At 64.8% G+C, this 20375-nt stretch carries 17 protein-coding genes; 2 read left to right on the forward strand and 15 right to left on the reverse strand.

Going from position 1 to position 20375, the window contains the following annotated elements:
- Positions 1-46 precede the first annotated feature (46 nt).
- The 14 genes from OEW28_RS10045 to OEW28_RS10110 all read right to left on the reverse strand — a co-directional run bounded on the left by OEW28_RS10045 (position 47) and on the right by OEW28_RS10110 (position 15660).
- On the reverse strand, positions 47-1216 hold the full coding sequence (locus OEW28_RS10045; RefSeq protein ID WP_263734629.1) for a serine hydrolase domain-containing protein: 1170 nt from the start codon (positions 1214-1216) through the stop codon (positions 47-49).
- Positions 1217-1336: 120 nt separating this feature from the next.
- Positions 1337-2368, reverse strand: coding sequence for an ABC transporter substrate-binding protein (locus OEW28_RS10050; protein WP_263734630.1), 1032 nt, complete (start codon positions 2366-2368; stop codon positions 1337-1339).
- Positions 2369-2403: 35 nt separating this feature from the next.
- Positions 2404-3216: an ABC transporter permease gene (locus tag OEW28_RS10055; protein WP_263734631.1), complete on the reverse strand. Its 813-nt coding sequence runs from the start codon at positions 3214-3216 to the stop codon at positions 2404-2406.
- On the reverse strand, positions 3209-4168 hold the full coding sequence (locus OEW28_RS10060) for an ABC transporter permease (protein WP_263734632.1): 960 nt from the start codon (positions 4166-4168) through the stop codon (positions 3209-3211). Before OEW28_RS10060 ends, OEW28_RS10055 begins: the two co-directional genes overlap by 8 nt.
- A 4-nt stretch (positions 4169-4172) precedes the next feature.
- Positions 4173-5249: an ABC transporter ATP-binding protein gene (locus OEW28_RS10065; protein ID WP_318527523.1), complete on the reverse strand. Its 1077-nt coding sequence runs from the start codon at positions 5247-5249 to the stop codon at positions 4173-4175.
- A 153-nt stretch (positions 5250-5402) separates the two neighbouring features.
- Positions 5403-6194, reverse strand: a complete 792-nt coding sequence (locus tag OEW28_RS10070) for a helix-turn-helix transcriptional regulator (protein ID WP_263734633.1) — start codon at positions 6192-6194, stop codon at positions 5403-5405.
- 85 nt (positions 6195-6279) lie between these two features.
- Complete coding sequence (mraY, locus tag OEW28_RS10075) at positions 6280-7362, reverse strand: phospho-N-acetylmuramoyl-pentapeptide-transferase (RefSeq protein WP_263734634.1); 1083 nt, start codon at positions 7360-7362, stop codon at positions 6280-6282.
- Positions 7363-8811 carry a UDP-N-acetylmuramoyl-tripeptide--D-alanyl-D-alanine ligase gene (locus tag OEW28_RS10080; protein ID WP_263734635.1) on the reverse strand — a complete coding sequence of 483 codons (1449 nt, stop codon included), beginning with the start codon at positions 8809-8811 and terminating at the stop codon, positions 7363-7365. It lies immediately after the preceding gene.
- A complete protein-coding gene (locus tag OEW28_RS10085; RefSeq protein ID WP_263734636.1) occupies positions 8811-10292 on the reverse strand; it encodes a UDP-N-acetylmuramoyl-L-alanyl-D-glutamate--2,6-diaminopimelate ligase in 1482 nt (493 codons plus the stop codon). The genes OEW28_RS10080 and OEW28_RS10085 overlap by 1 nt, the downstream gene beginning before the upstream one ends.
- Before the next feature lie 23 nt (positions 10293-10315).
- Complete coding sequence (locus OEW28_RS10090; RefSeq protein ID WP_263734637.1) at positions 10316-12100, reverse strand: peptidoglycan D,D-transpeptidase FtsI family protein; 1785 nt, start codon at positions 12098-12100, stop codon at positions 10316-10318.
- Positions 12097-12444 carry a cell division protein FtsL gene (ftsL, locus tag OEW28_RS10095; RefSeq protein WP_263734638.1) on the reverse strand — a complete coding sequence of 116 codons (348 nt, stop codon included), beginning with the start codon at positions 12442-12444 and terminating at the stop codon, positions 12097-12099. Before ftsL ends, OEW28_RS10090 begins: the two co-directional genes overlap by 4 nt.
- A 2-nt stretch (positions 12445-12446) precedes the next feature.
- A complete protein-coding gene (gene rsmH / locus OEW28_RS10100) occupies positions 12447-13433 on the reverse strand; it encodes a 16S rRNA (cytosine(1402)-N(4))-methyltransferase RsmH (RefSeq protein ID WP_263734639.1) in 987 nt (328 codons plus the stop codon).
- 3 nt (positions 13434-13436) lie between these two features.
- Positions 13437-13943 carry a division/cell wall cluster transcriptional repressor MraZ gene (gene mraZ / locus OEW28_RS10105; RefSeq protein ID WP_263734640.1) on the reverse strand — a complete coding sequence of 169 codons (507 nt, stop codon included), beginning with the start codon at positions 13941-13943 and terminating at the stop codon, positions 13437-13439.
- A 640-nt stretch (positions 13944-14583) separates the two neighbouring features.
- Entirely contained in the window at positions 14584-15660 is a 1077-nt protein-coding gene (locus OEW28_RS10110) for an Mrp/NBP35 family ATP-binding protein (protein ID WP_263734641.1), read from the reverse strand.
- 271 nt (positions 15661-15931) lie between these two features.
- Here OEW28_RS10110 and OEW28_RS10115 point away from each other — a divergent pair, with 271 nt between their 5' ends.
- A complete protein-coding gene (locus OEW28_RS10115; RefSeq protein ID WP_263734642.1) occupies positions 15932-16147 on the forward strand; it encodes a DUF1127 domain-containing protein in 216 nt (71 codons plus the stop codon).
- A gap of 505 nt (positions 16148-16652) precedes the next feature.
- Here the strand turns inward: OEW28_RS10115 and OEW28_RS10120 are convergent.
- On the reverse strand, positions 16653-19013 hold the full coding sequence (locus OEW28_RS10120) for an ATP-dependent helicase (RefSeq protein ID WP_263734643.1): 2361 nt from the start codon (positions 19011-19013) through the stop codon (positions 16653-16655).
- A 103-nt stretch (positions 19014-19116) separates the two neighbouring features.
- Here OEW28_RS10120 and OEW28_RS10125 point away from each other — a divergent pair, with 103 nt between their 5' ends.
- Positions 19117-20253: an alpha-hydroxy acid oxidase gene (locus OEW28_RS10125; RefSeq protein WP_263734644.1), complete on the forward strand. Its 1137-nt coding sequence runs from the start codon at positions 19117-19119 to the stop codon at positions 20251-20253.
- The last annotated feature ends 122 nt before the right edge of the window (positions 20254-20375 follow it).

Consider the following 20375-nt stretch of genomic DNA (forward strand, 5'->3'; position numbering starts at 1 on the left):
AAGCGCGCTCGGGGCGCGAAGGTCAAGGTCAGGACTGCGACGGAATTCAGGCGCAGGCGTCTCTGATCGCACGCATTGCGCCCAGCGCATCGGCCGTGAACGCGGGAATCAGGTAGTCCGGCCAAGTCGACAGCTTGACCGCCACGAAATCCGCCTTGCGGTCGACATAGATCATCTGACCGAAGATGCCGCGCGCGCACAGATCGCCGCGATCGACGTCCATGACCCACCACTTCCGCCGGTACGCACCGTTCGGCGCAAGGTCGCGATATTCGCCCGTGAACTTCTCTGGCTCGGCGCGCGCGATGTCGTCGATCCAGGCCTCGGGCACAATCTGCTGCCCATCCCAACGCCCCCCCGAAGCGACCATCAGACCGAAGCGCGCGTAATCGCGCAAGGTGGCGTTGAACCCGCCATCCGCCAGCGCCGTGCCGGACCGGTCGACGGTGAAGGCCGCGTCACGCTCGGCGCCGATCTTGGTCCAGATCCGATCGCTGAGAAGTTCGGCAAGGCGCATGCCCGAGGCGCGCTCCAATACCCACGCCAGCACATCGGTTTCGATCGAGCGATAGTCGAAAAGCGCGCCATGCGGCCTTGCCTGACGCAGGCCAAGGATCTGTTCCCGAACCGTCGTCGGCCCTGAGTAATGGGGTGGGGCGGGTTTCCAGCCGGCCGCCACGTCCAGATGCCCCATGTCCGAAGCGGTGTCGGCATAATCCTCGACGAACCGGACCCCGGACTGCATGTCCAGCACATGACCAAGCGTCGCTCCTTGGTAGCCCGACTGCGCCAGTTCCGGCACATAGTCCGTGACAGGGGCTTCCGTGTCGATCAGCCCCTCGCCCCAAAGGACGCCGGCGAGCGTTCCGGTGATCGACTTCGCAACCGACTGCGACAGATGCAGCGTATTGGGCGTCATGTCGTTGAAATAGTGTTCGGTCACGATTCTGCCGCGCGAAAACGCGATGAAGCCGTCGGTGTATGTTTCGGCCAGCATCTGATCGACCGTCTTGCGGGTGCCGTCCGCGGCGTCGAAGGCCAGGTCGGCCATATCCCGTTCCGCGCGCGGCAAGGGCCTGCTTTTCGCCGGGTTCGCGCGCACCTCGACCGTGGGGACGAAGCTTCGGACGTTCAGAAACGTATAGCGGTTGAAGGGCGCCAGATCCCAGTTCCAGGGCGTGGGGCATTTTTCCGGCGCCGGAGGAAACCCCTGCATTATCCCAAGCTCCCGCGCCGTGCGTGGAACGGGGTTGCTATCTTTGCGGCCGCGACTGGGCATGACACGCTCCACCAGGAACAAGCCGGGGGCGGACCCGCCCCCGGCGTCCGAACGGCATCACTGTTTGATGCGCGTCCAGATCTTGTTGTACATGTCCACGACTTCCTGCGGACAGGGCTGCACGAAGTCGGGCGTCGGAGCATCGGCCGGCATGACGATTTCGGGCGCGTCAAGCATCTCGGCGTCCATGTAGGCCTCGGACCCCATGATCCCATTCGCATAGCGCGCGAAGTTCGAGATCAGGGCCGCGTTTTCCGGCGCCATGATATAGTTCATGAACAGCTTAGCGTTTTCCATGTTCGGCGCATCTGCCAGGACGGCGACGTTATCCATCCAGCCAGTGAAGCCTTCCTTCGGATAGGCGTACTGCAGCGAGGGCCGGTCGGCCCGCGCCCGCATCGCCGCGCCGTTCCAGTTCTGCGACAGGTCCACGTCCCTCGAAGTCAGCTTCTCGATCGTGGCATAGTCCATCGTGCGCCAGTGCTGCTTCGCGTTCAGCAGAAGGTCGGTCACCTCGCGCAGTTCGTCTGGATTGCCGTTGCAGCGCGAATACCCCAGGTAGCGGAGCCCGGCGTTGATGACGTCGTTCATGTCGTTGAGCATGTTGATCCGGCCCTTCAGCTCTTCCGGGGGATCGAACATGAGGGCCAGCGTGTTGATGTCACCCTTGTAGACCTCTGTGTCGACCGTAAACGCGGTCGTACCCCACTGCCACGGCACCGAATAGTTGCGGCCCGGATCCCACCAGACGTCCACCCACTTGGGATCGACGTTCTTGAAGTTCTCCATCTCGTTGGGCTTGACTTCGGCCAGAAGGCCCTGCTCGATCATGATCTTGATCATGTAGTCGCCAGGCACCACGATGTCGTAGCCGGTGTTCCCTTCCTGCACCTTGGCCAGCATGATCTCGTTTGAATCGTAATCGTCCAGCGTGACCTCGACCCCGTATTCTTTCGAGAAATTCTCGATCAGCTCGGGACTGGTGTAGTTGCCCCAGTTGTAGATGTTCAGTTTGCCTTCGGCGAAGGCCGCAAGGGGAAGCATCCCCAGCGCCGTCGCCGCCATCAGGACGCGCTTGCCGTTTTTCACGTTCGTACCTCCTTGTTGCGCCCAAGCGGGCGGTTTTACGCCTTCTTCCGTCCGATCAGGAAGAAGGACGACACAAGCAGCACCGAGACGCCCAGAAGGACGGTGGAAACTGCATTGATCTCGGGTGTGATTCCGCGGCGGATCTGGCCGAAGATGTAGATCGGCAACGTGGTTTCGCCGGGGCCGGAAATCATCAGCGTGATGATGACGTCATCAAGCGAGACGACGAAGGCCAGCATTGCCCCCGCAAGGATGCCGGGCGCCATCAGCGGCAGCGTTACCCTGCGGAATATGCGGAACGGCGTCGCGTAAAGATCGGCCGCCGCCTGTTCCAGCGTCAGGTTCATATCCTCGAGCCGCGCGCGGATGGGCATGTAGGCGAAGGGAATGCAGAAGACCGTGTGCGCCAGGATCAGGTAGCCGATGCCGGTCAGCCCGGTGATCTGCTTGACCAGTGCAAAGAAACTAAGCGTCACCACGGCGGTCACGATCTCGGGAACCATCAGCGGTTGGTTGATGATGCCGAAGGCGACCCCCTGCCCCCTGAATGGCGCCGTGCGCGTGGTTGCGAGGGCGGCCATGGTGGCAAAGGTCGTGGCGACCAGCGTGGCCGATGTCGCCACCTTCAGCGACACGATCGCCGCATTGCGGATGCCTTCGTTCTGGAACGCGGCGACGTACCAGTCGAAGCTGAATTCGGTCCACCGCACGACCGAGCGGTTGGCATTGAACGAAAACGCGATCAGCACGAGGATCGGCGCGTAAAGGAAGACCACGCAGCCCCAAGCGATCTGGGTGAACCCCGGTTGGCTTTTCAGGTCGAAGGGGCGTCCCTTGCGCTTAGCCATGGCTCATCTGCCTTCCACTGCGCCGCATCACCACGAACAGCATCAGGACGACCATGGCCATCAGGATCAGCGCAGCCGCCGAACCGAAGGGCCAGTTACGCGCCGTGCCGAACTGCAAGGCGATCATGTTCCCGATCATCAGCTTCTTGCCCCCGCCCAGAAGCTCTGGCGTGATGTAGGCGCCAAGGCCGGGAATGAAGACCAGGATGCAACCCGCAATGATGCCCGGCCGCGTCGCCGGTATGACGACCCGGCGCAGCACCCGCCAGCGCGTCGCGTAGAGGTCGTAGGCCGCCTCGACCAGCCGAAAGTCGAGCTTTTCGAGCGAGGCGTAGACCGGCAGCACCATGAAAGGCAGGAAGCTGTAGATGAGACCCAGGAACACAGCGAAATCGGTGTAAAGGATGCCGACGGGCTGATTGACGACACCCACGCCCATCAGCAGCGCATTCACCAGTCCTTCGTCCCGGATGATGAGCAGCATCGCATAGGTGCGTATCAGCAGGTTCGTCCAGAATGGCAGCGTGATCAGGAACAGCCAGAGGTTGCGGCTCTCGCGCGGGCGGGTGGCGATGAAATAGGCCGTCGGGTAACCGACGATCAGCGTCCCGACCGTCGCGACCAGCGCAAGGAAAATCGAACGGGCGAAGATGATGACGTAGGATGGGTTGAAGGTCAGGATCGTCTCGTCGAAAAGGTCGCGGTCGAACAGGAACTGTTCATAGGCACCGGTTGAGAACGACCATGTGACGCCGCCATAGGTGCCCGGCTCAAGGAAGGAATAGATCATGGTCAGCGCCAGCGGCAGAAGGCCGACGCAGCCGATCAGACCGACTGCGGGCGCCAGCAGAAGCCAGCGGTTGCGAAAGGCTTCGCGTTCCCTCTGGCGTATGGCCGCGCGAAGGGCCGCGTCGGCTTCGGCGGGCGTGGCGATTTCCTGGCGGACGCTCATCACGCTACTCCGCAAGGACCGAAAGATCGGTCACGTGCAGGTCCAGCCCGACGCGGTCGCCCAAGGCAACCTTGGGCGCGGTCGCCCGCGCGACGATGTCGGCACCCAGCCCCACATCGACATGCACGTTCGTCCCCGAGCCGAAGTAGACCAGGTTCGTGACCGTGCCCGACAGCGGCACGTCATCATCATCGGCGTGACGCAGGCCCACCTTTTCGGGGCGGATCGCAAGCGTCACCGGCCCCTCGACCGGCCGCGACGCACGCGCCGTCAGAACCTGTCCGCCCGGCAGCCGGATCTGAGCCGTCTTTTCGCCAGCCACCACGACCTGACCCTCGATGAAGTTGATGTCGCCGATGAAGTCCGCCACGAAGCGCGCGGCAGGCGCGTTGTAGATCTCGGACGGCGACCCGATCTGCAGGATGTTTCCCTTCGCCATGACCGCGATGCGGTCGGACATGGTCAGCGCCTCTTCCTGGTCGTGCGTGACGAAGATGAAGGTGATGCCGGTTTCATGCTGGATACGCTTCAGTTCGACCTGCATTTCCTTGCGCAGCTTGAGGTCGAGCGCGGAAAGCGGTTCGTCCAGCAGCAGCACCTTGGGCTGCGGAGCCAGGGCGCGCGCCAGCGCGACGCGCTGTTGCTGACCGCCCGAAAGCTGATCGGTGCGCCGGCCGGCCAGTTCGCTCATCTTGACCAGCGCCAGCATCCGCTCGACCGTCGAGGCGATCTCTGCCTTGGGCTTGTTCAGCATTTCCAGGCCGAAGCTGATGTTTTCGGCCACTGTCATGTGCGGAAACAGCGCGTAGTTCTGGAAAACCGTGTTCACGGGACGGCGATAGGGCGGCAGATGGCCGATCTCCTGCCCGTCCAGAAGGATCTCTCCCGACGTCGGAAGTTCGAATCCGGCGATCAGCCGCAGCAGCGTGGTCTTGCCGCAACCCGAAGGTCCGAGAAGGGTAAAGAACTCGCCCTTTCGGATTGTCGCGTTCACGCCGCCTAGCGCAAGAAACCGGCGCTCTCCGGTGCCGAAGGCCTTGGTGACGTTTACGATTTCGATCAGGCCGTCGTCCGAGCTCAAGTCCCGTCCTCCGTTTGTCCGTCTTCGTACAAGCAAGTGTGGTGCGCGGTGGCGCGCGACTTGCCTTGGCACCAGAGTGCGGGGCGAGCGAACGGCTGTAAATATCCCTCTTGGGATATGTGTTGCGGGGGTGGGACCGAAAAACGGGATCGCTCAGGATTTGGTCATTTCAGACAGGAGCAGGTTGAAAAGCTCACCCTGCGAGGAAATGCCAAGCTTGCGGTAGATGTTCTTGCGATGCAGCTTGACGGTGCCCCCCGAGATGGCGATCAGCCGCGCGATCGCCTCGGTCGAGTGCCCCTTCAGGATCAGGGCCGCGATCTGGCTTTCACGGGGCGACAGGCAGGCGCCCGCGCCCTGGGTCAGAACCTCTTCGATGTTGACGGCAAGCGATCCCGCCTCGCCGGGTTCGTAGCGGTCGAAGTGGCGACGACAAAGCGCCGAAAGCACCGGGAGCACGCGTTTGAGCGCACGCACGTCGATCGCCGTGAACTCCCGCTCCGCGCCCATGGGACCGATCGAGAAGAACAGCGTCTTGCCGTTGGCCAGGGCGACGAAGATGCCGATCTCGTCCTTCAGCCGGATATGGCTGTAGTAGCTTTGGTAATAGGTCGAGTTGCGGAAGCGGTCCGGCGCGACATCGCGCATGCGGGCGACCGCGTCCCCACGGCCGCTCAGGAAATATTCCCTGAACGGGTCCAGCAGGTAGGCGCCATCCAGGTAGCGGTCGATCACGATCGCCCGACGCTCGGCGCGGACATTGTCATAGACGTGAACGGGGCGCTTGGCGTTTTCGAAGATCAGCGCAAGGCATCCGTGGAACGGCGCGGTCAGCCGCAGATAGTCGAGCGTCGCCGGCACGAACTCGGCACGACCAACCGCGTCGATCGCCATGGCCAGCGCCTCTTCCGAGGAGACGGCCGGAAAGGATGCTGGTACGTGCACGCGCCGCCGCTCCCGGGATTACATGTCCCGATCATAGCCGCCAGCCGCCCGCAGGCAACAGCCCGCAGGCGGAAATTCCGCACGCCTAGCGCAGCTTGAGCGTGGCGAGCCCGATGAGCGCGAGGATCAGAGAAATGATCCAGAAGCGGATCACGATCTGCGGCTCGGCCCATCCCTTCTTTTCGAAATGGTGGTGAATCGGCGCCATCAGGAACACGCGCTTGCCGGTGCGCTTGAAGTAGACGACCTGGATGATCACGCTAAGCGCCTCGACCACGAACAGACCGCCGACGATGGCCAGCACGATTTCGTGCTTGGTCACGACGGCGATCGCCCCAAGCGCGCCGCCCAGCGCGAGCGAACCGGTATCGCCCATGAAAACCGCCGCGGGCGGCGCATTGTACCAAAGGAAACCAAGCCCGCCCCCGATCAGGGCCGCACAGAAGATCAGGATCTCGCCGGTGCCGGGAACATAGTGAACCTCAAGGTACTGGGTGAAGTCGACCCGGCCCACGGCGTAGGCGATCACGCCCAGCGTGGCTGCGGCGATCATCACCGGCATCACCGCCAGACCGTCCAGACCGTCGGTCAGGTTCACGGCGTTCGCGGCCCCCACGATCACGATCATCGCGAAGGGCACGAAGACGATGCCGAGATTGATCAGCAGGTTCTTGAAGAACGGAACCGCCAGCTGGTTCGTCAGCTCGGCAGGATGCAGCCAGGACGCGGCCGCGCCGGCAAGCGCCGCGATCGCCAGCCCGATCATGAAGCGCACGCGCGATGACACGCCCTTGGTGTTCTGTTTCGTCACCTTGGCGTAGTCGTCGGCAAAGCCGATCAGACCGAAAGCATAGGTCACGAACAGCACGATCCACACATAGGCGTTGTCGAGCCGGGCCCACAGAAGGGTCGCCACCAGGATCGCCGACAGAATCAGCAAGCCCCCCATGGTCGGCGTTCCGGCCTTGGCGAAGTGGGTCTGCGGTCCGTCGTTGCGGATCGGCTGGCCCTTCTTCTGCTTGCGCCTGAGCAGGTTGATCAGCGGCTTGCCGAACAGGAAGCCGAACAGCAGCGCCGTGAAGAAGGCGCCGCCCGCCCGGAACGTGATGTAGCGGAAGAGGTTGAAAACATCCCCGCCATCCGAGAGGCGCTCAAGCCAATAAAGCATCTAGTCGGTTCCCCGCGTTTCGTAGGCGACCGGTTGCCCGAGTTTCCTCAGGCCGTCAACAACCATGCTGACTTTCGACCCTTTCGATCCCTTGACCAGAACCACATCGCCCGCATCCACGATCTGATGCGAACGCTGCGCCAGTTCAGCCGCCGTTTCGTGCCATTCGCCGCGCTTCGTCGCCGGAAGCGCGGTCCAAAGATGGCGCATGCGCGGTCCGACGCAGTGAATCAGGTGAAGGCCCGCGATCATGGGGTGGCGAGCCAGGTCGGCGTGCAGCGCCGCCTCGGTCGGCCCGAGTTCAAGCATGTCGCCCAGTATGGCGATGCGCCGTCCCTCGTATCGCCGGCCCACGCCATCGCGGGGCAGAGACGCGCCCAGCACATCCAGCGCCGCCGCCATGGAGGCGGGATTGGCGTTGAAGGCGTCGTCGATAAGGTCGAAGGACAGCGTTTCGTCCACGATGTCCAGCTGGATGCGTTCGCGCGTCCCGCGCCCCGCGGGCGGAGCCCACAGGCCAAGATCGCAGGCAGCGATCGCCGGATCGGCGCCAAGCGCGGCTGCGGCGGCCAGCACGCCAAGCGCGTTGGCGGCAAAGTGCCGGCCCGCCGTCCGAAGCTTGAACAGCACCACCTGCCCGGTGTGTTCGGCCTTCACGACGGTTGCATCCTGCGACAGCGTAACGGACACAAGGCGCCAATCGTCATCCGCTTCGGCACCGAAACGGATCGTCCGCGCCGCGATCGCGGCGGCATCGGCAAGGATCGGCGTCACGGAAAGCCCCGAGGGGATGACCGCGATGCCACCGCGCTCAAGTCCTTCGAAGATCGCGGCTTTTTCCCGCGCGATCCCCTCGACGCCATCTTCAAAGGCTTCTAGGTGCACGGGCGCGACCGTCGTGATCATCGCTACGTGCGGTCGCGCGATACGCGACAGCGGCGCAATCTCGCCCGGGTGGTTCATGCCGATCTCGATCACGGCGAAATCGGCGTCTCGGGGCAGGCGCGCAAGCGTCAGCGGCACCCCCCAGTGATTGTTGTAGCTCGCTTCCGCGGCGTGGACCTTGCCCTGCGCGGCAAGCACCGCGCGCAGCATTTCCTTGGTCGAGGTCTTTCCGACCGAGCCCGTGACCGCGACGACCCGCGCGGAGGATCTGGCCCGGCCCGCGCGGCCAAGCGCTTCGAGCGCCTCCAGAACGTCGGGCACGATCAGCAGCGGCGCGTCGTCGTCACACCCCTCGGGGATGCGGGATACGAAGGCCGCCGCCGCCCCCTTCTTCAAGGCGTCGGCGACAAAGTCATGCCCGTCGCGAACGTCCTTCAAGGCGACGAAAAGATCGCCCGGCTGCAGGGTACGCGTGTCGATCGAGACGCCCGTCGCGGCGAAATCGCGTGTTGCACGGCCGCCGGTCGCGGCCTCTGCCTCTGACGCTGTCCAGATAGGTTCCATCAGATTTTCCCGTCCAGCGCCGCGACCGCCACGCTTGCCTGTTCGGCGTCATCGAAGGGGTAGATGTCGTTGCCGATGATCTGCCCGGTTTCGTGCCCCTTGCCCGCAATCAGAAGCGCATCGCCCGGATGCAGCGCGTCCACGCCGCGCAGGATCGCCTCGGCCCGGTCCGCGACCTCGGTCGCCTCGGGGCAGCCTGCCATGACCTCGGAGCGGATCGCCGCCGGATCCTCGCTGCGGGGGTTGTCGTCCGTCACGATCACAACGTCGGCGAATTGCGCCGCCGCCTGTCCCATCAGCGGGCGCTTCAGCCGGTCGCGGTCCCCGCCCGCCCCGAAGACGCAGACGATGCGCCCCAAGACATGGGGCCGAAGCGATTGCAGCGCCGAGGCCAGCGCGCCAGGCTTGTGCGAATAGTCGACGAACACCGTCGCCCCGTTTTCGCGCTTGGCGGCCAATTCCATCCGCCCGCGCACCGTCGTCAGGTCATGCAGCGTTTTGAAGACGGCTTCGGGTTCTTCGCCGCCAGCGATGGCAAGCCCCGCGGCGGCCAGCACGTTTTCGGCCTGAAAGCCGCCGATCAGAGCCAGACGCACCAGATGGGGCGCACCCTTCCAAGTGAACCGCAGGTCCTGGCCCGTGGCGTCGAAGCGCTGCGAGGCGATGCAAAGATCCGCGACCGGGGTCCGCCCGACCGTGATCAGGTCAAGCCCGCGACCGCCGGCGATCTTGGCGACCTCGCGCCCGCGGGCATCGTCTATGTTGATCACGGCGGTCGCGTCATCGGGCAGCACCCGGTTGAACAGCCCCGCCTTGGCCGCGAAATACTCCTCGAAGGTCGCGTGATAATCCAGGTGGTCCTGGCTGAAGTTCGTGAAGGCCCCCGCCTTCAGGTTCACCCCGTCAAGCCGCCCCTGATCCAGCCCATGCGAAGACGCCTCCATCGCCGTGTGGGTTATGCCGGCGTCGACCATGTCCGCCAGGACGCGGTGAAGCGTGATCGGCTCGGGCGTGGTGTGTGCCAGGGGCGCCGTGTAGTCGCCCAGAACCCCCATCGTTCCCAGGTTCGCCGCCGACAGCCCAAGCGCCTGCCAGATCTGTCGCGTGAAGGTCGCAACCGAGGTCTTCCCCGAAGTGCCCGTCACCGCCACGACGGTTTCGGGCTGACGCCCAAACCACAGCGCCGCGGCGAAGGCCAGGGCATGGCGCGGGTCCTCGGTCAGGACGACGGCCGCGGTCGACCCTGCAAGTTCCGCCGCCGCGATCTCGGCCCCCTTGCGGTCGGTCAGGATCGCGCCCGCGCCCATTCTCAGAGCATACTGGATGAATTCGCCGCCATGCACCCGGCTTCCGGGCAGGGCCGCGAACAGGTAGCCGGGCTTGACAACCCGGCTGTCGACCGCAAGTCCCGTTACCCGCGCCTCGCGCCCGGCTTGCGCTGTCAGCCCAAGTTCCGCCAGCGATTTCGTCGCGCTCGTCATCGTCGAGGGCCCCCGCACCCGGTTCAGTTGCTGACGAGTGTTACTCCGCTCTCGGGGGAAGGTTCAACCTCGGGTCTGAGCCCCATGAGCGGCGCGACGCGCCGAATGATTTCCGCCGCGACAGGCACTGCGGTCCAGCCGGCGGTGCGCCGGGGCTCGGAGCCCGAGGTTTCAACCGGTTCGTCCAGGGAAACCACCAGCACGTATTGCGGATCATGCGCGGGGAAGACCGAGGCGAAGGTGGCCATCACCTTGTCCTTGTAGTAGCCGCCCCCGTTCGGCAGCGGCTTGTCCGCCGTCCCGGTCTTACCGCCCACGGCGTAGCCCGGCACCTCGGCGAAGGTGGCGGTTCCGCGTACGACCACTGCGCGCAGCATTCCGCGGATCTCGGTCGAGGTTTGTTCGGACACGATGCGCGCACCGGTCTTGGGCGCCTTGGCGCGCAACAGCGTGGGCGTCACCCGCGTCCCGCCATTGACCATGCCGGCATAGGCCGCCGCGAGATGCAGGGGGCTTGCCGATAGGCCGTGACCGTAGGAAACCGTCATCGTCGTGATCTCGGGCCATTTCTTGGGCACGATTGGCCGCGCCGAGGCCGCCTCGGCCAGTTCCACGGCCGTCGGCTCGAAGAAGCCCAGGGACTTCAGGAACTCCTGCTGGCGCTCGGCGCCGATCTGCTGGGCAATATGCGCGGTGCCGATGTTCGAAGACTTGATGATCACGTCGCGGACCGTCAGCGATGGCCCGTAATTGTGGAAATCGCGGATCCGGAACTTGCCCCAGACCATCGGGCTTTGCGTTTCCACCCTGGTTTCCGGATTGACGAGCCCGATATCCAGCGCCTGTCCAACCGCGAATATCTTGAAGGTGGAGCCAAGTTCGTAGACGCCCTGGACCGAACGATTGAACAGCGGGCTGTCGCCTGCGTCACCCTTCGTCAGCGGTGCGGGCCGGTCGTTGGGGTCGAAATCGGGAAGCGAGGCGAGCGAGATGATCTCGCCCGTGTCGACCTTCATCAGGACCGCCGCGGCGCCCTTGGCGTTCATCAGCTTCATGCCGCCGTCCAGAACCTCTTCCACCGTCGACTGCACGGTCAGGTCCAGCGACAGCTCCAGCGGCGCGCCGCCATTGGCCGGGTCGCGCAGCCAACCGTCGAAGGTGCGCTCCACCCCGGCCGTTCCGATGACCTCGGCCGAAGCCACGCCTTCGCGCCCGAAGCTCGCGCCGCCCAGGACATGGGCCGCGATGGAGCCGTTCGGATAAAGTCGCATCTCGCGGGGCCCGAACAGAAGGCCGGGGTCGCCGATCTCATGCACCAACTGCATCTGTTCGGGCGATATCTTCTTCTTGATCCACAGGAACTTGCGCGATCCCGTGAAGTCCTTGACCAGCTTCTGCTCGTCCAGGTCGGGGAAGATCATCGCCAGCCCCTTGGCCGCGCGCGCGGGGTCGACCATCAGCTGAGGCTGGGCATAGAGCGCGTGGGTCACAAGGTTCGTTGCAAGGACCCTGCCGCGCCGGTCCACGATGTCGGCCCGCTGCGCCAGGATCGAGGCGCCAGAGGCGACCGCCTGAGGTTCCTCCGGCTCGGTTGTCGCCAGGACCCCCATGCGGATCCCCACCACGCAGAACACGGCAAAGAACGCGGCACCCAGAAGAAGAAGCCGGCCTTCGGCTCGCGCGCGGGCCTTGTCGCGCATGGCCTCGTGCCGTTCGCGGACGTTCGCGCGCTCGATGTCATCGGGGTTCTCGCCCTTGGCGCGGGCCGAAAGGATGCGGGCAAGCGGGCGAAGCGGCGTCCGGATCATTCGCTGCCCCCCGTGATCGCGATGGCGTCCACTGCCTCGCTCACCGGCAGAAGGCTCAGACCGGGGTAGGAAACCTCGCGCACGTCGCCGAACTGTCGCGGCTCCATCGGCAGAAGGCCCAAGCGCGCAAAGTTGATGTCAGCCAGGACTCTGAGGCGGTCAGGCCTGTTCAGATACGCCCATTCCGCCTTCAGGACGCCAACACGTTCGCGCAGGTCCGCGATCTCGGACTGAAGCTTTCGCGCCTCAGCCAGTTCGGCCTGGGTCCGGTAGTTTTCCCGGTAAGCCCAGAAGGCGAGTCCCATCACGGCGAAGGCGGTCAGAACGTAAAGCAGGCTGCGCATGATCAAAGCCCCATCAGCGCGGGTTTCGGAAGGCCAAGCGCAGAGCGGTCGGCGGGTTCGGCGGGAGCGTCGGTGCGGATGCCGACGCGCAAAAGCGCGGATCGGGCGCGCGGGTTTTCGGCCAGCTCCTGCTCATCCGGCCCGATGGCGCGCCGCGTGAGCAGCGTGAAGGCCGGGGCGCGGGCTTCGCGGGCGGGTGCGTAGCGGCTGCCCTGCCCCTCGCCGCCCGAGCGCTGCTGGAAAAAGCGCTTCACGATGCGGTCCTCAAGCGAGTGAAAGCTGACGACGGCCAGCTTTCCGCCGGGCTTCAGCGCACGCTCTGCCGCTTCCAGCCCCTTGACGAGCTGCCCGAACTCGTCGTTCACGGCGATCCGCAGTGCCTGGAAGCTGCGGGTTGCGGGATGGCTTTGGCCGGGCTTCGGACGCGGAAGGCAACGTTCGATCACGGCCACAAGCTCAAGCGTCCGGGAAAAGGGACGCGCGGCCGCGATCGCCCTTGCGATCCGGCGCGATGCGCGTTCTTCGCCGTAGTGATAAAGGATGTCGGCGATCTCCGCCTCGGTCGCGGTGTTGACCAGGTCCGCGGCGGTCGGTCCGCTGTCAGCCATCCGCATGTCCAGGGGGCCGTCCTTCTGGAACGAGAACCCGCGCTCTGCCTGATCAAGCTGCATCGAGGAGACGCCCAGATCCAGCACGACACCATCGACAGGCACGCCCGCAAGGTCGTCCAGGTCGGAGAACGTACCCTCGACCAGCGTCAGGCGGTCCCCGAACGCGCCCGCCCAAGGCTTGGAAAGTTCGAAAACGCTGGGATCGCGGTCGATGCCGATGACCTTTTCCGCACCGGCCGCCAGCAGGCCCCGCGCATAACCGCCTGCGCCGAAGGTGCCGTCAACCCAAACCCCAAAGACAGGAGCGACCGCCTTTAGCAGCGGCCGCAGCAGAACGGGTTTGTGGGGGGCATCACCTGGAGAAGGAGCATTGGCCATGCGTCACGCCTTCTGCGGCAGGGGCGGGAGAAGACTTCTGGGGTCGAAGTCCTCGGGATACTGGTCGGAAAGCTGCTGGCTGCGGCGCGCGGCTTTTTCCTCGTAGGCGGCGGGGCTCCAGATGCGGAAATAGTCGCCCGCAGAGATGAAGAAGGCTTCCCCCTGCAGGCCCACCTTTTCGCGCAGCTTCTGCGGAATTGTCAGGCGGCCATCGTCGTCGATCTGGGTTTCCAGCGACTGACCGTACATCCGCTCTTCGACCAACAGGCGTTCGGTTGATCCGCGCTGCATCAGCGCGATCTGTTCGTCCATCTCGTGCACGGCTTCCATGGAGAAGACTTCAAGCCAGTTCTGGCTGTCGGGGCCGTAGACGATGACGATGTTGGGGCGCAGGCCCTCTTTCCAATCGGGATCGGATGCCTCGATGACGCGGCGGAAGGGGGCGGGAATGGAAACGCGACCCTTCGCGTCCACCTTGAACGTATCCGACCCTCTGAACCTGCGTGCCACCGGCCCGCGCTCCTGCTACTACCCCTCCCCCAGATATCGTCGCCAGCAAGCGGACCAGTTCCGGTCCCCTGGAACGACAACGGCGGATCGGGCTGCTGCCACTGCCCGATCCGCCGCCCTCGTTCCCACTACTGGGTTGTCCGACTGCCCTGCCACCTGGGGGATGTCTGCTCGCATGAGCGCCGGATCTCGTCGTTCGATGAAGCGGGTGCCTGTATGAAACCTGACTTCTGCCGTTTGGGTCTTTTCGCCCTTAGAGCCCGTCTTCATCCGTAAACAAGGGATGCCATGGGAATTCATGGGAAGCAAGAGAAATCTGGCCCTGAGAACCAAGGAAACACGCGTGGAAAGCGCGGATAAATAGCAGAGGCAGCCGCTTTGAACGCCACCCTCTGGCATAAATTGGGGTAGGAACATTTCACAGCACAACATATGGAACAACGAGAGCATCAGATTACTCCCATTAAATCCCAAAAATTTTCTGGATCAGTTCGACAGGGCCCGAAAATCGGCAGCCGGATATCGATATTCTGCCTAGGATTTCGCCGTCCGTATGTGATTCGCCAACGCATCCGACACAGGACGGGCGTTATTCCCATAAGATCCCATTCGCGCTGCAGCGTTCCCGTGATTTCCCGGATCAGGCCATTCCACCCGCGATCAAGCGGCGCGCAAGCTGGGCGTAGGCGTCGGCAACCGGCCCCTCACCCGCAGCGATGGGCGTGCCCGCGTCGCCCGCAAGGCGAATGTCGAGGTTCAACGGTATTTCTCCCAGGAACGGCACGCCCAGCTTGGCCGCCTCTGCCGCGACGCCGCCGTGACCGAACAGGTGCGCCTCGTGCCCACAGTTGGGGCAGACGTAGGTAGACATGTTCTCGACCAGCCCCAGGATCGGGGTCTTGAGCTTGCCGAACATGTCGATCGCGCGGCGCGCATCCAGAAGCGCCACGTCCTGCGGCGTGGACACGACGATGGCGCCGGTCAGGTGCGTGCGCTGGCACAGTGTAAGCTGCACATCCCCGGTTCCAGGCGGCAGATCGACGATCAGCACGTCAAGTTCGCCCCAGGCCACCTGCCCCAGCATCTGCTGCAGCGCCCCCATGAGCATCGGGCCGCGCCACACGACGGCCTCATCCTCTTTCAGCATCAGCCCGATCGACATCATCGTGACGCCATGCGCCGTCAGCGGGATGATCGTCTTCCCATCGGGCGAGGCGGGCCGCTTGGAAACGCCCATCATCCGAGGCTGCGACGGGCCGTAGATGTCGGCGTCCAGAAGCCCCACCTTGCGCCCCTGCCGCGCAAGCGCGACGGCCAGGTTAGACGAAAGCGTGGACTTGCCGACCCCACCCTTTCCCGAGGCGATCGCGATGATCCGGTTTATGCCCGCCACCGGCTGCGGACCGGCCTGCGGCGTGGGATGGCCGCCGATCTTGAGCGATGGCGCCGGCGCAGCAGCCTTCGGCGCGGGCCCGTGTGCGGTCAGGACAACCGACACCGAGGCCACGCCGGGAAGCGCGCGAACGGCGGCCTCGGCGGCCTGGCGAACGGGCTCCATGCGACGGGCCGCTTCCGGATCGGGCGCCTCCAGCACGAAGCGCACCTTGTCGCCCTCAACCGCCAGCGCCCTGACCAGGTCACGGGTCACGACGTCGCCGCCTTCGGGCAGTGTCACGCGACCAAGGGCTTTGAGAACGGCGTCACGTGTCAGGCTCATCGCAGGCTCCTTCGCTTTCGCGACACAGTTGTGACGGATAATCGGCAAGGGCAAGGGGCGTCGTCCGCGGCATGCTGGAAAATCACTCAGAAACAAGGCAAACGCCCGATAATACGTCAGAATACGTTATGCAATTGCTGCATGGCGGCATTGATGCGAAGCGGTATTGTGCACCTGCAGCATTGAACGCATGTTAGCCCCAACAGCGCCAATGACGGCGCCAGACGACCGGCGCCCAGGACGGCGCCTAAGAAGACGAACAGGTGAACAAATGGCAAATGTATCGGCGCTCAGCGGAATGGAGCTCGGCCTGACGGACCGGATCGGCGCGTTCCTTCGCAACCTGCAAGACGCCCGCGGCCGCCACAAGGTCTACCGCCAGACTGTCAAGGAACTGAGCGCACTGACCGAACGCGAACTTCTCGACCTGGGCATCAGCCCCTCGATGATCACATCGATCGCGATGGAGGCCGCTTACGGCAAGTAAGGAACTCTCCGGACCAATCCTCCTCCCTGGTCCGGGAACAGCGGCGGCATCAACCTCCTCCCTGATGCTGCCGCAAGATACGCGGACCCCCTTCCTCCTCCCTGGGGGTTTCGCGACGAAGCGCGGCGGTGGCAACCTCCTCCCTGCCACCGCCGCGACTTCCACCCGGCACATGGCCGGACAAATTCAGGGCCGATGGGCCCGAAAGAATGCGATCGCTCCCTCCTCCTCCCTGGAGCGACGCTGTGAAGACGGTGGCAGCCCTACCTCCTCCCAGGGTTGCCACCGGACCTTCACCCGATAACGAGGGCCCCCTCCTCCTCCCTGGGGCTCGCGTCATGACGGCGGCCCCTCCTCCTCCCTGGGGCCGCCGTTTTTTTTCGTCCAGATCTTTCAGGCTGCGCCCGGATACCGGCGGCAAGCCGTCATCCGCGGGGCGCTTCGCGCGCGCCGTTCACCGGGGCGTGGCGCCAGGCGTTCCTGCGTGGCGCAACAACTGGCGGGATCAGAAGGGAACGTCGTCAGCAGTTTCGGCGGCGACGACGAAGCTGGACACCACGTGCTTCACGCCCGCCTTGTCGAAGGCGATTTCCAGCTTGTCGCCCTCGGTCGCCTCGACCGTGCCGTAGCCGAACTTCTTGTGAAATACGCGGTCACCCTCGGTGAAGGCGGACACGGCTTCAAGGTCGATGATCTGGTTTCGGGAGTCGCGCGGCTGCGAGATGCTGCGATGCCCGGCGCGATCCTGCATCCGCTTCCAGCCGGGGGAGTTGTAGACATCGGCGCGCGTCGCCCGGTCTTCCATGGCGCTTTCCCCCGCGCGCGGCGCCGCCGCCCCGAATCCGCCTCCGTATAGGCCCGGCGGGGTCAGCACCTCGACGTGACTGGCGGGAAGTTCGTCGATGAAGCGCGAAGGAAGCTGGCTTTGCCATTGACCGTAGACGCGGCGATTGCCCGCGAAGGAAATAGTGCAAAGTTCCTCGGCCCGCGTGATGCCGACGTAGGCCAGGCGGCGTTCTTCCTCCAGCCCCCTCAGGCCGCTTTCGTCCATGCTGCGCTGGCTGGGGAAAAGCCCGTCTTCCCACCCCGGCAGGAAGACGACCGGGAACTCCAGCCCCTTGGCGGCGTGAAGCGTCATGATGGTGATCTTGTCCTCGGCATCCTCGCTGTCATTGTCCATGATCAGCGAGACATGTTCGAGGAAACCTTGCAGGTTCTCGAAACTCTCCAGAGCCTTGACGAGTTCCTTGAGGTTTTCCAGCCGGCCGGGCGCCTCGGGCGTCTTGTCGTTCTGCCACATCTCGGTGTAGCCGGATTCGTCCAGGATCGTTTCGGCCAGCCGAATGTGATCATAGCCCGGCGCCGCCGTCTCCTTGTGCCAGCGGTCGATCTGCTCAACCAGCAGCCGCAGCTGCGCGCCGCCCTTGCCGCCGATCTGGCCCGAGGCCACGACGTAGCGCGCGCCTTCCAGAAGGCTCACGCCGTCTTCACGCGCCTGCCGCTGGATCACCTGCTGGGCCTTGTCGCCCAGGCCGCGTTTGGGGGTGTTCACGATCCGCTCGAACGCAAGATCGTCGGCAGGCGACACGGCAAGCCGGAAATAGGCCATTGCGTCGCGAATCTCGAGCCGTTCATAGAACCGCGGGCCGCCCACGACACGGTAGGGAAGGCCGATGGTCAGGAAGCGGTCCTCGAACGCGCGCATCTGGTGGGAGGCACGCACGAGGATCGCTTGCTGCGTCAGGCGGAACGGGCCCAGCCCGCGGGTGCCGCGCTGCAGCGCCTCGGCCTCTTCGCCGATCCAGCGCGCTTCTTCGTCGCCGTCCCAGTGACCGATCAACCGGACCTTTTCACCGCCCTCTGCCTCGGTCCAAAGCGTCTTGCCAAGCCGTCCGGCGTTGGCTGCGATCAGACCCGAGGCAGCGGCAAGGATGTGTTCGCCCGAGCGGTAGTTCTGTTCCAGCCGAATGACCTTGGCGCCGGGAAAGTCCTTTTCGAACCGCAGGATGTTGCCGACCTCGGCGCCGCGCCAGCCGTAGATCGACTGGTCGTCATCGCCGACGCAGCAGATGTTTTTGTGCTTCGCGGCCAAAAGGCGCAGCCAAAGATACTGGGCGACGTTGGTGTCCTGGTATTCGTCCACCAGGATGTAGCGGAACCAGCGCTGGTATTGTTCCAGCACATCCGGGTGCTTCTGGAAGATCGTCACGACGTGAAGAAGCAGGTCGCCGAAGTCGCAGGCGTTCAGCGTCAGCAGACGCGCCTGGTAGGCTGCATAAAGTTCGGTCCCCATGTGGTTGAAGGCCGAGGCTTCCGCGGACGGCACCTGTTCGGGGCCCCACGCTCGGTTCTTCCAGTGATCGATCAGCCCCGCCAACTGCCGGGCGGGCCAACGTTTTTCGTCGATGTTCGCCGCCGCGATCACCTGCTTGAGCAGACGGATCTGGTCGTCGGTGTCGAGGATGGTGAAGTTCGACTTGAGGCCCACCAGTTCGGCATGGCGGCGCAGGATCTTGACGCTGATCGAATGGAAGGTGCCCATCCAGGGCATCCCCTCGACCGTTCCGCCAGTCAGTCTGCCCACGCGTTCCTTCATTTCCCGCGCGGCCTTGTTGGTGAAGGTGACCGCCAGGATCTCGTTCGGGCGGGCCAGCCCGCGGGCCAAAAGGTGCGCGATCCGCGCCGTCAGCGCCCGCGTCTTTCCCGTCCCTGCCCCCGCCAGCATCAGGACAGGACCGTCCAGCGCCTCGACCGCCTCGCGTTGCGCGGGGTTAAGCCCTTCCAGATAAGGCGCGGGCCGCGCGGCCATGGCGCGTGCGGACAGGGATAGGCCTTCGAAGGCGTCGAATTCGTCGGAACTGCTCATGGGGGCAATCTAACCGGCGCCGTCGGGAAATTAAAGATACGTTCACATTCCGTTCCCCTTTCCGGCACTGGACATTTCGCGGCCTTTGGCGATGGATTGCGCCATGGACCTTCACCAGCGCTATCCTGCGATCTCGGACCTGAAAGCGCGCGCGCAGGCGCGCATCCCGCATTTCGTCTGGGAATATCTTGACAGCGCCACGGGAACCGAGGCGACGCAGCGGCGCAACCGTGCCGAGATGGACAAGATTCTGTTCCGCCCCTCGATCCTTCACGGAGAGTTGTCGCCGGACCTGACGACCAGGCTCTTCGGGCACGATTTCCCCCTGCCCTTCGGCATCGCGCCGGTGGGCATGTCCGGGCTGATCTGGCCCGACGCCGAGCGCCGGCTGGCACGGTCGGCGGCGCAAACCAACCTGCCCTATTGCCTGTCCACCGTGGCGAGCTGCACGCCGGAACATGTTGCGCCCGTCCTGGGCGCTCACGGATGGTTCCAGCTTTACCCACCGCGCGACCCGGAAATCCGCGCCGACATCCTGAAGCGCGCGCGGGCCGCCGGTTTCTCGGCGCTGATCCTGACTGCCGACGTGCCGGTCGCCAGCCGACGCGAGCGCCAGACCCGCTCTGGCCTGACGCAGCCGCCCCGCCTGACGCCACGGCTGTTCGCGCAGGTCGCGATGCGCCCGGCCTGGGCGTTCGGCACGCTTGGAACCGGAATGCCCCGGATGCGGCTGATGGACGGCTACGCGGAAAACCGGGTCAGCCTCTCATCGACCGCCCATATCGGCTACCTGCTGCGCACTTCGCCCGACTGGGACTACCTGCGCGCCCTGCGCGATGCCTGGGACGGGCCGCTGATAGTCAAGGGAGTGCTGAACCCCGACGATGCCGCCCGCCTGCAGGATGAAGGCGTGGATGCGGTCTGGGTGTCGAACCACGCCGGCCGACAGTTCGACGCCGCGCCCTCGACGATCGAGGCCCTGCCAGATATCCGCGCGGCCACCACGCTGCCGGTCATCTTCGACGGCGGCATCGAGGGCGGCCTCGACATCCTGCGGGCGCTGGCCGCGGGCGCGGACTTTGTAATGCTGGGACGCGCCTGGCACTACGCGCTTGGGGCGTTGGGAGACCGGGGACCCGCGCACCTGGCCGACCTTCTGGCAAGGGACATGACGGCGAACATGGGGCAGCTTGGCGCGCGGCGCATTTCGGACCTTCCGGGACGCCTGCTTCGCGGCTGAGGTCGCGTTTCGCACGCTTTGCTTCGCTTGCGCGTCAGAGTGCGCGGCCACGGGGGATATGCAGAACGAAATGTTACCGAATTCTGACGGTTTGACGATTCCGGGTCTTGCGCCGCACTGCG

It is taken from the genome of Albidovulum marisflavi, assembly GCF_025751435.1.
GTDB classification, from domain to species: domain Bacteria; phylum Pseudomonadota; class Alphaproteobacteria; order Rhodobacterales; family Rhodobacteraceae; genus Albidovulum; species Albidovulum marisflavi.

What these genes read in the sequence shown, in the direction of transcription:
- OEW28_RS10045 (WP_263734629.1), bottom strand. Translation starts at nt 1,216, where the DNA reads ATGCAGGGGTTTCCTCCGGCGCCGGAAAAATGCCCCACGCCCTGGAAC.
- OEW28_RS10055 (WP_263734631.1), bottom strand. Translation starts at nt 3,216, where the DNA reads ATGGCTAAGCGCAAGGGACGCCCCTTCGACCTGAAAAGCCAACCGGGG.
- OEW28_RS10060 (WP_263734632.1), bottom strand. Translation starts at nt 4,168, where the DNA reads ATGAGCGTCCGCCAGGAAATCGCCACGCCCGCCGAAGCCGACGCGGCC.
- mraY (WP_263734634.1), bottom strand. Translation starts at nt 7,362, where the DNA reads ATGCTTTATTGGCTTGAGCGCCTCTCGGATGGCGGGGATGTTTTCAAC.
- OEW28_RS10080 (WP_263734635.1), bottom strand. Translation starts at nt 8,811, where the DNA reads ATGGAACCTATCTGGACAGCGTCAGAGGCAGAGGCCGCGACCGGCGGC.
- OEW28_RS10085 (WP_263734636.1), bottom strand. Translation starts at nt 10,292, where the DNA reads ATGACGAGCGCGACGAAATCGCTGGCGGAACTTGGGCTGACAGCGCAA.
- OEW28_RS10090 (WP_263734637.1), bottom strand. Translation starts at nt 12,100, where the DNA reads ATGATCCGGACGCCGCTTCGCCCGCTTGCCCGCATCCTTTCGGCCCGC.
- ftsL (WP_263734638.1), bottom strand. Translation starts at nt 12,444, where the DNA reads ATGCGCAGCCTGCTTTACGTTCTGACCGCCTTCGCCGTGATGGGACTC.
- rsmH (WP_263734639.1), bottom strand. Translation starts at nt 13,433, where the DNA reads ATGGCCAATGCTCCTTCTCCAGGTGATGCCCCCCACAAACCCGTTCTG.
- OEW28_RS10110 (WP_263734641.1), bottom strand. Translation starts at nt 15,660, where the DNA reads ATGAGCCTGACACGTGACGCCGTTCTCAAAGCCCTTGGTCGCGTGACA.
- OEW28_RS10115 (WP_263734642.1), top strand. Translation starts at nt 15,932, where the DNA reads ATGGCAAATGTATCGGCGCTCAGCGGAATGGAGCTCGGCCTGACGGAC.
- OEW28_RS10120 (WP_263734643.1), bottom strand. Translation starts at nt 19,013, where the DNA reads ATGAGCAGTTCCGACGAATTCGACGCCTTCGAAGGCCTATCCCTGTCC.
- OEW28_RS10125 (WP_263734644.1), top strand. Translation starts at nt 19,117, where the DNA reads ATGGACCTTCACCAGCGCTATCCTGCGATCTCGGACCTGAAAGCGCGC.